12 protein-coding genes are annotated in these 14,100 nt (G+C 45.1%); 7 read left to right on the top strand and 5 right to left on the bottom strand.

Translation table 11 applies throughout. The features are described from left to right. Positions 1-51 precede the first annotated feature (51 nt). On the bottom strand, positions 52-1,110 hold the full coding sequence (locus LAY57_RS14835; protein ID WP_338022420.1) for an aspartate-semialdehyde dehydrogenase: 1,059 nt from the start codon (positions 1,108-1,110) through the stop codon (positions 52-54). Between the two features lie 417 nt (positions 1,111-1,527). Beyond that, positions 1,528-1,746, bottom strand: a complete 219-nt coding sequence (locus LAY57_RS14830; RefSeq protein ID WP_249067551.1) for a hypothetical protein — start codon at positions 1,744-1,746, stop codon at positions 1,528-1,530. Between the two features lie 14 nt (positions 1,747-1,760). Between LAY57_RS14830 and tig the strand changes: the two genes are divergently transcribed. The 4 genes from tig to LAY57_RS14810 all read left to right on the top strand — a co-directional run bounded on the left by tig (position 1,761) and on the right by LAY57_RS14810 (position 6,693). Next, positions 1,761-3,215 (top strand): trigger factor, encoded by a 1,455-nt coding sequence (gene tig / locus LAY57_RS14825; protein WP_249067550.1) that lies wholly within the window; start codon positions 1,761-1,763, stop codon positions 3,213-3,215. 483 nt (positions 3,216-3,698) lie between these two features. After that, a complete protein-coding gene (gene clpP, locus LAY57_RS14820) occupies positions 3,699-4,394 on the top strand; it encodes an ATP-dependent Clp endopeptidase proteolytic subunit ClpP (protein WP_275994002.1) in 696 nt (231 codons plus the stop codon). Positions 4,395-4,403: 9 nt separating this feature from the next. Further along, positions 4,404-5,747: an ATP-dependent protease ATP-binding subunit ClpX gene (clpX, locus tag LAY57_RS14815; RefSeq protein ID WP_249067549.1), complete on the top strand. Its 1,344-nt coding sequence runs from the start codon at positions 4,404-4,406 to the stop codon at positions 5,745-5,747. Positions 5,748-5,835: 88 nt separating this feature from the next. Next, entirely contained in the window at positions 5,836-6,693 is an 858-nt protein-coding gene (locus LAY57_RS14810) for an alpha/beta fold hydrolase (protein WP_249067548.1), read from the top strand. Positions 6,694-6,807: 114 nt separating this feature from the next. Here LAY57_RS14810 and LAY57_RS14805 read toward each other — a convergent pair whose 3' ends face one another. The 3 genes from LAY57_RS14805 to plmA form a co-directional block, all read right to left on the bottom strand. After that, complete coding sequence (locus LAY57_RS14805) at positions 6,808-7,368, bottom strand: Uma2 family endonuclease (protein WP_249067547.1); 561 nt, start codon at positions 7,366-7,368, stop codon at positions 6,808-6,810. Between the two features lie 147 nt (positions 7,369-7,515). After that, positions 7,516-8,079 (bottom strand): Uma2 family endonuclease, encoded by a 564-nt coding sequence (locus LAY57_RS14800; RefSeq protein ID WP_249067546.1) that lies wholly within the window; start codon positions 8,077-8,079, stop codon positions 7,516-7,518. A 60-nt stretch (positions 8,080-8,139) separates the two neighbouring features. Continuing rightward, a complete protein-coding gene (gene plmA, locus LAY57_RS14795) occupies positions 8,140-9,123 on the bottom strand; it encodes a transcriptional regulator PlmA (protein ID WP_249067545.1) in 984 nt (327 codons plus the stop codon). A 285-nt stretch (positions 9,124-9,408) separates the two neighbouring features. Here plmA and LAY57_RS14790 point away from each other — a divergent pair, with 285 nt between their 5' ends. The 3 genes from LAY57_RS14790 (at position 9,409) to LAY57_RS14780 (ending at position 13,991) form a co-directional block, all read left to right on the top strand. Continuing rightward, positions 9,409-10,170, top strand: coding sequence for a dienelactone hydrolase family protein (locus LAY57_RS14790; protein ID WP_249067544.1), 762 nt, complete (start codon positions 9,409-9,411; stop codon positions 10,168-10,170). A 241-nt stretch (positions 10,171-10,411) separates the two neighbouring features. Then, positions 10,412-11,320, top strand: a complete 909-nt coding sequence (locus LAY57_RS14785; RefSeq protein WP_249067543.1) for a S1 RNA-binding domain-containing protein — start codon at positions 10,412-10,414, stop codon at positions 11,318-11,320. A 307-nt stretch (positions 11,321-11,627) separates the two neighbouring features. Continuing rightward, positions 11,628-13,991 carry a M10 family metallopeptidase C-terminal domain-containing protein gene (locus LAY57_RS14780; RefSeq protein WP_249067542.1) on the top strand — a complete coding sequence of 788 codons (2,364 nt, stop codon included), beginning with the start codon at positions 11,628-11,630 and terminating at the stop codon, positions 13,989-13,991. The last annotated feature ends 109 nt before the right edge of the window (positions 13,992-14,100 follow it).

Here is a 14,100-nt window from a genome sequence, read left to right as displayed (position 1 = left end):
TTGGATTGGCGACGAGTCCAAAATCCCCCATTTCCATTTAAGATAGCGAGCCTAAGCAGTAACAGCTGCTGTTGCTGACTGAACCCAACTTTTTGCTACCAACAACTCGGCAATTTGCACTGCATTCAATGCTGCCCCTTTGCGAATTTGGTCTCCAGAAAGCCAAAGTTCCAATCCACCGGGGTTAGAAATATCCTGACGAATTCGACCCACTAAAACTTCATCTTTACCGCTGGCTTCGCAAGGCATCGGAAAATAATTTGCCTGCCAGTCTTCTACTATCCGTATTCCGGGAGCCTTACTCAGGATTTGGAGCGCTTTTTCTACACTAAAAGCCTCCTCAAATTCTAGATTAATTGCTTCTGAGTGGGCTCGCAAGACGGGAACCCGAACGCAAGTTGCCGTAATTCTCAGATTTGGCGCTCCAAAGATCTTCCGCGTCTCGTTGACCATTTTCATTTCTTCCTCACAATACCCTAACTCATTCAACTTGGTGTTATGAGTGAACAAATTAAACGCCAACGGGTAGGGAAATATTTCTGTTTTGGGTGTCTCGCCTTGCAAAATGGCCAAAGCCTGCTGTTTCACTTCTTCCATTGCCCTCGCACCGGCTCCGCTGGCAGACTGATAGGTTGCTACCACCATGCGTTTGACTGGCTGTACCCGATGTAAGGGCCAAACTGCCACGGCCATCAAAATTGTCGTACAGTTGGGATTGGCGATGATGCCGCGATGAGAAGCTGCGGCATCTGGATTCACTTCTGGAATTACCAGGGGTACGTGGGTATCCATGCGGAAGGCGCTGGAGTTATCAATTACCACGGCACCGGCCTCTACCGCTTTAGGAGCCCATTCTTTTGAGGTAGAGCCCCCTGCTGAAGCCAAGACGATATCTACATTGTCAAACGAATGTTCTCCTACCGCCACTACTGGCAGGTTTTCGTTGCCAAACGGCATGATGCGATCGGCAGAACGAGGTGAAGCTAGGAGCTTTAGCTCGGCCAGCGGGAATTTACGACTTTGCAGCAATTCGAGCAACTCGGTACCTACGGCTCCAGTGGCTCCTAATATGGCTACTCGATAGGATTTTGACAAACTAACTACCTCCATTTGAACGGTTTGAGATATTTGGGATTTTAAGATCAGGATAATTTTCGATGTAATATTTAAAACAGTCAACTGGTTTTAAGCAGCGTCTCGACAATTTCTAACTACAATATTACAAATCCAGCCGACTTCTCAGAAAAAAGAGCGGGTTTATGTATGTTAGGGGTCTTTTAGAAAGACTTTTGGTCAAATACCCTCGTACTTTGCCCATAAAAAGTAAGTTGCTTTTTTAATTTCTAGATGTTATTGAGTCATCTATCTGGGTATTTGTCAAAATTGTAATTTATTTTTCACAGCTTATATAAATTTAACATAATTCTCTGCCAAAAATTGTCTCAACTGTCGAACACAGTGCGAAAGGAGTATCTAAATGTACTATCATCAGATAGGAAACCAAAAAAACGGGAAAAGTTCCTTCCCTTAAGGCTTAAGTCTTAAGGGACTCTGGGCTGACCTAAGTTGGTAGATACCATCGCTGGTTGCTTGCACCAGCATATCACGCTGAGAGACACCTGTTAAAGGATCGAGGTTAAATAACCCGCTCTTTAACCACAGGAGATCCCAAGCATAGCTTGGTACAGTGCGTTGCAGTCCCGGTTGGGCTTCTTGAACTTGAGAAATTAAAGCAGTTATCGTCAAAGAAAAAAAGAGGCATGAAAGTTACCCAGGCAAAGCTTCCCCAGAGCCAGATAGGCTTGGAAATAGAAATTCCGTCCGAAATATCCAAAAAAGCTTACGAGCAGGTTTTTCAAGACCTAGCTCGTTCTGCCAACATCCCTGGGTTTCGCAAAGGCAAAGTTCCTCGTCATATTCTGGTACAGCGCTTTGGCTCAACGCGACTGAAAGCGGCAGCTTTGGAAGAAATAATTCGCGATGGGGTTAGAGATGCTATAAAGCAAGAGTCAATCCAGGCTCTAGGCAACTACCAGCTGCGCTCTAACTTTGATGAGTTGGTTAACCAGTTTGAACTGGGAAAAGCGGTGACATTCTCAGCCGCAGTTGATGTAGTACCCGAAGTTAACTTGAAACAGTACACTGGCTTACATCTAAAGGCAGAAGAAGTCAAGTACGACCCCGATTCGGTGGATAAGTTTTTAGAAGAACGCCGCAAAGAACTAGCTACCTTGGTGCCAGTATCGGGACGCCCAGCGCAGATGGGAGATGTGGCAGTAGTTGATTTTAAGGGACGGCTGGTAAGCGAAGCGTCAGCAGAGGGTGAAGCAGCTGAAGAGATTCCCGGCGGAGAAGCCCAGGATTTTCAGGTAGAGTTAGCAGAAGGGCGCTTTATCAAAGGCTTTGTTGATGGGATGGTCGGGATGAATGTGGGGGAAAGCAAAGAAGTTTCTGTGGACTTCCCCGAAGACTATCCCCAAAAAGAGTTGGCTGGTAAGCCTGCGGTTTTCGCGGTGACGCTCAAAGACCTCAAAGAAAAAGAGTTACTGGAAGTCAACGATGACTTTGCCCAAGAAATCAGCGAGTTTCAAACATTAGAGGAATTGCGATCGACTTTGGAAACCAGGTTTCAGGAGCAAGCGCAGCGCAAAACTGATGCCAACAAGCAGGAAGCACTGCTGGCTGAACTGGTGAACCTGGTAGAAGTCGATTTACCTCAAACTCTGATTGAGCAAGAGGTTGATGAGTTGGTGACTCAAACAGCAATGCGGCTGAGTAAGCAGGGGATTGATATCAAGAAGCTGTTTACTCAGGAAATGATACCGCAGTTCCGAGAGCGATCGCTCCCAGATGCGATCGATCGGCTCAAGCGCTCTCTAGGACTTAGAGAAGTAGCCACAAGGGAATCCATCCAAGTAGAACCAGCCGCAGTGGCAACACGCTCTCAAGAGGTGATGCAGGAGTACAGCGATGAGAAAGACATCGACCCCGAAAAATTGCGAGAATTCGTCGAAAACGAACTGCTGACCGAAAAAATCATCAAATGGTTGGAGGAACATTCCACCATCGAACTCGTACCGGAAGGCTCCCTGAGTGCTACAGCCTCAGAAAACCAAGCCCCAGCGCCAGCCGAAGTTGAAGTTGAAGCAGAAACAACTGCTGAAACCCCTGAAGCCCAAGTGGAGCCAAACCAAACCGAACCACAAGAGAGTTAAGCCGATCCCAAGACATCTGACGGCTACCAACTTAAGCCGGGATAGTCTCGCCCTCACCCCCCTGCCCCCTCTCCCAACCTTGGCAGAGGGGGAGTGATTTCCCCCTAGATGGGGGGGTAGGGGGCGAAAATGCCAAGTTAGAGATGGAACTCTCACGTCTATACTTGTGCCAAATTGAAACGCATTTTAGCAGGGTAAGGACACAAAAAGTACCACGGCCAAGACCATTTCACTTTTGATTTTGATAAACATCACAGTCAGCAGGGGATCGCTAGAGCTAGAGGACAATAGTTACAAGGTGTAGCATATCAAAAGGAAAATGGTAAAACTTCGATATCTCTCTTATAGAAAGCCAAACTTGCCCAGTAAAGATAGTCAAAGACAACAGATATTGGCTATAACGGATATAGTTGTAATTAAGTATCGTTGAGCATTTTCAGTTCACAGCACGAGTGCCAGCTGGCACAACTTGAATTAGGTTTTATGGTTATATCTCAGTCTCCTAACTACTCGCCCACCAGCTCGCACTACTCGTCCATATACGACTTGCACCCCAGCAACACGGTCGTACCAATGGTGGTAGAACAGTCTGGTATGGGGGAAAGAGCATTCGACATTTACTCGCGCCTATTGCGGGAGCGAATCATCTTCTTGGGAACGCCGATTGACGATGAAGTGTCGGACACTATTGTGGCCCAGTTGCTGTTCCTGGACTCAGAAGATCCCGAAAAAGACATCCAGATTTACATCAACTCTCCAGGGGGATCGGTGACAGCGGGTATGGCGATTTATGACACCATGCAACAAATTCGCCCCAATGTTGTTACCATCTGTTTTGGATTGGCTGCGAGTATGGGCGCGTTTCTGCTCACAGCAGGAACCCGTGGTAAGCGGATGTCGCTTCCCAACTCCCGGATCATGATTCACCAGCCACTAGGCGGAGCCCAAGGTCAGGCAGTTGACATTGAGATTCAAGCCAAGGAAATTCTTTATCATAAAAGTCAGCTCAATGAATTACTGGCTTATCATACTGGTCAACCTATAGAAAAATTAGAAGTCGATACTGACCGCGACTTCTTCATGTCAGCCGTAGAGGCCAAAGATTATGGCCTTATCGATCAGGTCATCACTAGGCAGAACCTACCCATTTCAGGAAATGCCGTTACCACACTTAAATAAGAGGCAGCTATGTCACCTAAGTACGACTCCCATTTGAAATGTTCCTTTTGCGGCAAGTCTCAAGAGCAGGTTCGCAAATTGATTGCTGGTCCGGGAGTCTACATTTGTGATGAATGTGTTGACCTGTGTAACGAAATTTTAGATGAGGAGCTGTTGGATTCGAGTCCAGCATCTCCTGGGCCAGCACCAAAGTCAGAACCTGCCCAAAAGCGACGTACCCGCTCATCTGCTCTCTCGCTGCATCAAATTCCGAAACCGAGAGAAATTAAAAAGTATTTAGACGAACACGTAATAGGCCAGGATGAGGCGAAAAAAGTCCTCTCAGTAGCGGTATATAACCATTACAAGCGGCTCAGCTTTATTCAATCAAAAAGCAGCGGCAAAGTGAGTGCGGAAGACTCAATAGAAATACAAAAATCCAATATCCTGCTGATGGGGCCAACCGGATGCGGAAAAACGCTTTTGGCTCAAACTCTGGCAAATATCTTGGATGTGCCGTTTGCTGTAGCTGACGCTACTACGCTGACGGAAGCAGGATATGTCGGGGAAGATGTAGAAAATATCTTGCTGCGATTGCTTCAGGTAGCGGATTTTGATGTAGAGGAAGCTCAACGAGGCATTATTTACATTGATGAAATTGACAAGATTGCCCGTAAGAGCGAAAATCCTTCGATTACGCGGGATGTCTCCGGCGAAGGGGTTCAACAAGCTCTGCTGAAGATGTTGGAGGGGACGGTGGCAAACGTGCCTCCCCAAGGCGGACGCAAACATCCTTATCAGGACTGCATTCAGATTGACACCAGCAATATTCTGTTTATCTGCGGGGGTGCGTTTGTTGGTCTGGAGAAGGTGGTAGAGCAGAGAATTGGCAAAAAGTCAATGGGCTTTATTCAAGGTGGGGAAACGCCATCGCGAGAAAAACGGACTGCGGATATCCTGAAACAGCAGGAGCCCGACGACTTGGTAAAATTTGGCATGATTCCAGAGTTTATAGGCCGGATTCCGGTGATCGCAGTAGTCGATCCGCTGGATGAAGAAACTTTGACGGCGATTTTGACTCAGCCGCGCAATGCGCTGGTGAAGCAGTATCAAAAACTGCTGAAGATGGACAACGTGCAGCTGGAGTTTAAGACGGATGCGATTAAAGCGATCGCGCAAGAAGCCTACCGCCGCAAAACTGGTGCCAGAGCTTTACGCGGTATTGTGGAAGAGTTAATGTTGGATGTGATGTACGAGTTGCCATCTCGCAAGGATGTCACTCGTTGCATGATTACGCGGGAAATGGTAGAGAAACGTTCTACTGCCGAACTGATCGTACATCCTTCTTCGCTGCCAAAGCCTGAATCAGCTTAAATTAGTCATTAGTCATTAGTCATGGGCAGAATTCTACTATTGACAACTGACAACTGACTATTGACAACTGACTATTGACAACTGACAAATGCCGTTAATTAAAGTTCGGGGCGTCGAGCATTATTACGAGTGGATTCGCTCATCGGAAGCTGGCAAAACTAAGCCAGTAATGATTTTTTTGCACGGCTGGGCTGGTTCTGGTAGATACTGGGAAAGCACTTGCTTTGCGCTAGCAGATGAGTTTGATTGTCTGCTTTACGATATGCGCGGTTTTGGGCGATCGCGCTTACCATTAGGTGAAACGCCTACGCTGAAATACCAAATGGAAGAGTATGCTGACGACTTAGCAGCATTATTAGATATTTTTGAGATCGATCGCGTTTATCTGAATGCCCACTCGATGGGCGCTTCTGTTGCTACCCTGTTTTTGAACCGTTACCCAGAAAGAGTGGAACGGGCTATTTTAACTTGTAGCGGCATTTTTGAATACGACGAAAAAGCATTTGCTGCTTTCCATAAATTTGGCGGTTACGTCGTTAAGTTTCGTCCTCCCTGGTTAAGTAAAATTCCTTTTGCCGACAAATTATTCATGAAGCGGTTTTTGCATCGCCCTCTACCAACCGCAATCAGTAAGGCTTTTTTAGAGGATTTTATCATAGCAGATTATGAGGCTGCTTTGGGTACAATTTTTACTTCAGTGAGTAAAGAAGCATCTGAGGTAATGCCGCAAGAATTTGCTAAGTTATCGGTGCCGACGCTTTTGGTTTCTGGCGAACACGATATCATCATACCAGCAGAAATGGGAAGACAGGCGGCAGCGTTAAGTGAAAAAGTGGAGTATGTTGTGATTCCCGATACGGCTCATTTTCCGATGTTGGAAGATGCAGAAACTTATTTGGAAAAGGTGCGAGAATTTTTGGGAATAAAGAGAGAAGCTGTGGTGTAAAGGTAAAGTGCATAATTAAACGTAAAACTGCGGGCTTTAGAAACCCGGTTTCTTGGAGAAACCGGGTTTCTGGGTGTTCAGTTTGTTTACTTTTACCTACTTACTGAATTCAATTCAACTAAATTTTAACCAACCAAAAACTTGTTCAACTGTCAATTCTAACTGAATTCCATCAAGTACGGGTAATTGAGTAGTACCTGAAAAAATTTCTACTCGCTGACCTGGAAATATGGCTAGAATACTCTCGGTTTCCGAGTCGATTAACCAACCCAATTCAGTACCATTTCGGGAACAATGCAATAATTTACTAAGTACTTTAGTTTGGTTTTGGTCAGGAGAAAGAATTTCGATCGCCCAGTCGGGATTAATTTCAAAGCGGTTGGAGATTCTACCCGATGGCTGAAAGGGAATTCTTTCCCAACGGAATACGGCGATATCAGGGATAATTGAATCACTACCAAAGGTGCAGCGTAGTTCTGGGAAAGCGTAAGCAATTTTTGGTGTTTCTGTTATCTGGTTGATAACAGTACAAAGTTTAGCCTGTAGTCGGCTGTGTTCACCTTGTGGCATAGGTTTCTGAATGATTTCTCCATTGATAAATTCTGATGCAGGTTTAGTTTCTGGAAGTTTTAGGAACTCCTGTAGGTTTGATTTAGGTTTAATGGTTGCGATCATAGGTTATATCTTTTCCGGTTGTATAGTTAGTACATGAGCGATATCGTCAAATTGTCTGTTGTCATCGTTGGTTAAAATTTTACCGCAGATGAAGACAGATAAACGCAGATAAACGCAGATAAGAATAAGCACACGAATGAATTCAATTCAACTAAATTTTAACCAACCAAAAACTTGTTCAACTGTCAATTCTAACTGAATTCCATCAAGTACGGGTAATTGAGTAGTACCTGAAAAAATTTCTACTCGCTGACCTGGAAATATGGCTAGAATACTCTCGGTTTCCGAGTCGATTAACCAACCCAATTCAGTACCATTTCGGGAACAATGTAATAATTTACTAAGTACTTTAGTTTGATTTTGATCAGGGGAAAGAATTTCGATCGCCCAATCAGGATGAATTTCAAAACGGTTAGCAATTTTGCCAGATGGTTGTATGGGGATTCTTTCCCAACGGAATACGGCGATATCAGGGATAATTGAATCACCGCCAAAGGTGCAACGTAGTTCTGGAAAAGCGTAAGCAATTTTTTGACTTTTAGCTACTCGATTAATCGCTTCGCAGACTTCAATTTGTAAGAGGCTATGTTCACCTTGTGGCATAGGTTTCTGAATAATTTCTCCATTGATAAATTCTGATGCAGGTTTAGTTTCTGGAAGTTTGAGGAACTCTTCTAGGATCGGTTTAGGTTTAATTGTGATTGCGGTCATTTTATGCTCCTATGATTGTTTGGTGCTGTTTGTGAGGTTGTATTCTATTTTCGCGCTCGCTCACCCCAATCCCAACTCCCGCTTGAGCAAATTAATCGATTTCAAGCCAATATAGTTGTCGCAGCAAATCAACTGCGGCGGACGAATCAGATCGTCTCTCGCTTCTGCAACAGCAGCTTTCAACGTAGCGAAACTAGCTTGATCGCTGATAATTGTTCTGGCACTGCGAACCAAGGCGTTAAGTTTATAATTGTCTCCTTTTTGGGCTGTCATTACTAGCAAATCTTCACCCCGGAGACTGTGGATAATTACTTCTGACGCCCGCAAAATACCAGAACTGAGGCTAACAAGACCAATACAACTATCTTTGGGCAGATTTCTGACGATCTGAATTTCGGAACTGTAGTCGTAGATGTCTACGGGGATAACGCGGACAGATTTAGGTGATGCGATCGCATCTGCCTCTCCAATAAAATAGCGACTGGTCACCACCGTACCACCATGAGTTTGATCCAGAAATAGACTTAATTGCTCCAAAGGCACCAGTTGCACGGGAATTTTGAGCGCTTGTTCCAATTCCTGCACCATCAACTCGCCAACGCCAATATCCTGGGTAGGCGCAGTTACCAGCACCCTGGCGCTACAACGCAAGCGCCAGTCAATCTCTCCCAAAAAAAGCTCCCTCGCTTGACTGAGGGTACAACCTTCTCCCAGCAGCTTATCCAAGCTTTCCTGGACGATTTTGTTGGCTTGGGGATATTGTTCTACGATCGCAGATTTTAGTCTACCTCCCCCTTCATGACCTAGAGCGCGGACGTAAATTCCTGACCCCGCCAGTGACTCCACCAGTCCAATTTCTTCTAAATGACGATATACCTTACTGATGGTGTTGCGATGCAAACCCGTCTGCATGGCGAGGGCGCGAGTGCTGGGGAGGCGGTGTCCGGGGGGAAACTGACGAGATGCGATCGCAAACCGAATTTGATTAAATAGCTGAGTTGATGCCGGAATTTCACTATCCGGCTGTATATGAAATTGAACCATCTTAGAGCCTCCAGGGACTCACATCCAGTAGTTGAGAAAATAATTTGACGGTAGGAACCATAAAATTGAGTTTTTATCTATATATTCATATTCAGTGTATTGCGATCGCGCAAACATATTAGCGCCAGCAAGGTTGGTAATCCGTACTCATAAGCATAGATTATCTGCAAAAACATCATACCGAATATGGAGAAAAATAAAATGACCCAGCCGGGTGAGATATCAATCTCTGCCGCCTTCTCAATCTAGAATCTAAACGGTGACATCACGAGGGTCAAAATCACAATGGCAGACATACAGATTCGCACATCTAACGTCAAAGTTACCAACGGGGAACTGGAAATAGATGCTTACTTGGCCCAACCAGATAGCCCAGCACCTTTCCCGGCAGTTATAGTATTGCAGGAAATCTTCGGGGTGAACGAACATATCCGGGACGTAACGGAACGAATTGCGAAGGAAGGGTATATTGCTATAGCACCCGCAATCTTTCAGCGCATCGCCCCCGGTTTCGAGACTGGCTATACTCCAGAAGATATCCAAATTGGCAGAAAATACAAGGAACAAACCAACGCATCAGAACTGCTGAGCGATATTCAAGCCACAATAGATTATCTCAAGAACCTGCCCCAAGTGAAAAAGGACGGCTTTGGCTGCATAGGCTTCTGCTTTGGCGGTCACGTTGCCTATCTTGCCGCAACTTTACCCGATATCAAAGCCACCGCCTCTTTCTATGGCGCAGGCATTACGACTCGGACACCAGGAGGCGGCGAACCCACTGTTACCCGCACCAAAGACATCCAAGGCACTCTCTACGCCTTCTTTGGCATCGAGGATGCCAGCATTCCAGCCTCACAGGTTGACCAAATTGAGGCAGAATTAACAAAACATCACATTCACCATCGTGTCTTTCGCTACGATGGATCTGACCACGGGTTTTTCTGCGATCGTCGCGGTAGCTACGATGCAACAGCAGCAGAAGCTGCTTGGACTCAGGTTAAACAGTTGTTTCAAATGAATCTTTTGATGACAACTTCAAGTGAATGAGGATGTCCCAAAGGTTGTCGAAGCTTTGCAGCCGTTCTTAGCCCAGATCTAAAACAAGAATTCATTACAGCCAAAGGTAAAATGCTAAGGTAGTCGCCCTTTGAGTTCGGTCATAGCAAAAACAACTTTAGCGTCCGATCGCCTGTGTAACTGCGATCGCTAAAATACATAATTGGCTATGCCATATTTACTCCCGCCCCACTGAATTAATCAAAATTAACCTAATCTAGTTGATTGAAAGATGAAACCCAAATCGACCCCTTCTCAAGCAAACAACACATCCTTTTCTATGGATGATTTTGCCAAAGCCCTAGAAAAACACGACTTCAACTTTGAAAAAGGGCAAATAGTACGGGGCAAAGCCTTTGAATACACCAACGATGGAGCCTATATTGACATTGGTGCCAAATCCTCTGCTTTTCTTCCCATCCAAGAAGTTACCTTAAAAGAAGTAGACGATTTGTCCGCCCTCTTGCCTTTAGGCGAAGAACAAGAATTTTTAATCATCCGCGAGCAAGATGCAGACGGACAAGTCACAGTTTCTCTAAAACAGCTGGAAATTAAGCAAATTTGGGATAAGCTCGCCGAGATGCAGGAAAGCACCCAATCAGTTCAAGTCAAAGTTATCGGCGTAAATAAAGGTGGCGTCACCGTCGATGTTCGCGGATTGCGCGGCTTTATTCCCCGAAGTCACCTCATCGAAAAAGATAATATGCCAGAACTAATCGGTCAAGCCTTAACCACCAGCTTTTTGGAACTAGATCAAACTCGCGACAAACTCGTACTTTCCCAGCGCCTAGCCAGTCAATCTGCCCGATTTAGCGAAATGGAACTAGGACAGCTGGTAGAAGGTAAAATTAGCAGTATCAAGCCCTTCGGGCTATTCGTCGATATGGGAGGAACCACAGGTCTGCTCCACATCAAACAGATCAGCCAAACCTATATCGAATCCCTCCCCAATTTCTTTCAGGTAGGTCAGCCCATTAAAGCAATGATAGTCGATCTCGACGAAGGAAGAAGCCGAATTTCCCTTTCCACCAGAGTTCTAGAAAATCACCCCGGTGAAATGCTAGAAAACATGGCTGAGGTAATGGCTTCAGCAGAAGCACGCGCCCAACGCGCCAGTAAAAATCTTTCAACTACCAATTAAACTAGGAGCTAGGGACTAGGGGAAGAGCAGGAGAGAGGGAGAGAATAACTAATTCCTTATGCCAAATGCCCTTTTGCCCAAAAATATTTCCGCCAAGCCAAAAAAGGGACTAATTTGTAGGTTAGGTTGAGGTACGAAACCCAACGCATTTATTGGGTTTCGCTTCACAAGAGCCCAACCTACACAGAAATGGCGAAGGTATTGCCAAAAAAAAACCAGGTTTTCGACCACAAGTATTGGAGAGCAAACTGGTATTAGTTGCTTGGATAGACCTGACAAAACGTTACTTTAAAAAGGTAGATAAATCATGGCTCAAGAAGATACGCGCTTAACCCTAGAAGACATATTTGACGCAAATTACTATCGACTAAACAATCCAGACCTAGCTCAACTGAGCGACGATGAGGCATTTAACCACTTATTGACATACGGTTTTATAGAAGCAGATCGCGGTTTCACATCAAGACTCAGATTTTCACCGTTTGTTGACTTTACGTACTATCAAGCTAACAACACAGACGTTTCAGGTCTTTTTAGAACCCAGCTATTAGTAAATCAGTTTTTAAATGAAGGTCTTTTCCAAGGACGGACGTTTTCCCCCGTAGTAGATCTAGATTTATATCGAGCTAGTAACGCTGACCTGAACAATTTAGACAACAACCAATTATTGGGGCATCTGATCGAATACGGGGTTTACGAAGGGCGAAGATTTTCCCCCTTGATCGATCTCAATTACTATCAGCAGAATAACCCCGATATTGCCAGCTTCAACGGCCTACAATTATTAGAGCATTTCCTCACTACTGGTATACAAGATGGACGACCTTTTTTACCCTTGTTTGATGTAAATTTTTACCGAGAAAACAACACAGATTTACAGAATTTAACGAACAGGGAATTATTAGATCATTTTGTAAACTTTGGTATAAATGATGGTCGCAGATTTACTCCATACTTCGATATCAACTCCTACCGAGAAAGCAACCCTGACTTGGCTGTAGCAGAGTTGACAAATCAACAATTGTTCAACCATTTTCAAAGCCGTGGTTTGGATGAAAGGCGGAGATTTTCACCCTTCTTTGATACCAATTATTACCTAGCTAACCAGCCAGACCTAAGAGCAGCAGGTTTGACCCCTCGACAAGCATTCGATCACTTTGTAAACATTGGTATAAACGAAGGACGGCGACCCTCCCTAATATTTGACCCAGTATATTATCTAGCCAACAACCAAGACCTAGCCAGAACAGGACTCACATACAGACAAGCGCTAGAACACTTTGAAACCACAGGTGTCAGAGAAAGACGATCGGCCTCCATCTTCTTTGTGCCAAGATTTATAGAGCCGTTCATTCTCGACAGCATTGAAAATCAAATAGCCAATCCTCAGTCACTCCCATCACAATTTAAATGGAATGTCCCGCCCAATGGTGTACTCACATACAGCTTTGTTACCACAGCTAGTGCGGGTTCCTATGAAGGGCCAGAATCCGGCATTAGGGAATTGAGCCCCCAAATTAAGAACAATATCCGCAATATGCTGCAAGAGTATGACAACTTGCTGCCATTTGAACTTGTTGAAGTTTCAGATAGACCTCCCAACGTCGGTCAGCTGCGGTTCATGTCATCCGACGGGCCTATACAGGGCTCTCTTGACGGAAACATCTACGCCTATGCCTACTATCCTGGAGACCCCAACGACATTACTGGTAATCTTGCTGGCGACGTACATTTAACTAACAATACGAGTTTGGTAGATTATTCGGGTGGGCCTGGTAGTTTCGGCTATGAGGTGATACTGCACGAAATCGGTCATGCGCTAGGTTTGCAACACCCCTTCGATGGCGGAAATGGTGCGCCAGTTCTCCCCGGAGGGAGAGATAACAATAGCAACACCGTAATGACCTACAACTTGTTCCCCGGAACATACACTGGCTCCCCGGCAAGCACACCGATGGCATACGATATCCGTGCTTTGCAGTTAATCTATGGAGCCAGTTATTTCAACGATGGCGATACAGTCTATAGGTTTGATGTCAACAATTTTATCGGGCTAAACGAATCAAATGGGCAAAATGGCATAAAGCAAACAATTTGGGATGGTGGCGGAATTGATACATTTGACTTTTCCGCCTTACAATCCATCATATTTGGTTATTACTTTGACATGAATGAAGGAGGTTACAACACCACACAACTTGCCCTCAATGGAGCAACCTATCAAAATCCGTTCGGTACATTCACTACGAACAGCTTTGGCACAACCATTGGTTTTGGGTTTGAGCTAGAAAACTTGATAGGTTCTCAGGGCGATGATGAAATATTGGGAAACAATTTCTCCAACAACATTGCAGGCGCAGCAGGCAATGACACGATTATAGCTGCCCGTGGTCCAGATGTAATAAGTGGTGGCAGCGGATCTGATATATTTGTACTGGCTCCTGACGATGGGGGGCCGAGTCTGGGATCTGCTGACATTATTACAGATTTCACAGATGGTCAAGATCTGATTGGTTTAAGTGCTGGTCTGAGATTTGACCGCATCACTATCACTCCGGGTACTAACCCGAATGATACTTTTATCAGGGTAGCTAGCACTGGCGAATACTTAGCTATACTGGCAGGTGTTCCATCTTTTGCGATCTCTAATGGCGACTTCACACTTTTTTAATCGGGGAGCGTAGTAGCGCCGTCAATTTATTGCGGCGCTACTACGCGACTCGTGCGGTTAAAACCGCAGCCAATATTACAATGATTAAATCGACTTGATACCAGTTTGT

Source organism: Argonema antarcticum A004/B2, assembly GCF_023333585.1.
Classification (GTDB): Bacteria; Cyanobacteriota; Cyanobacteriia; order Cyanobacteriales; family Aerosakkonemataceae; genus Argonema; species Argonema antarcticum.
Note: the sequence above shows the minus strand (reverse complement) of the source record. Positions and strands in the feature narration are given on the sequence as shown.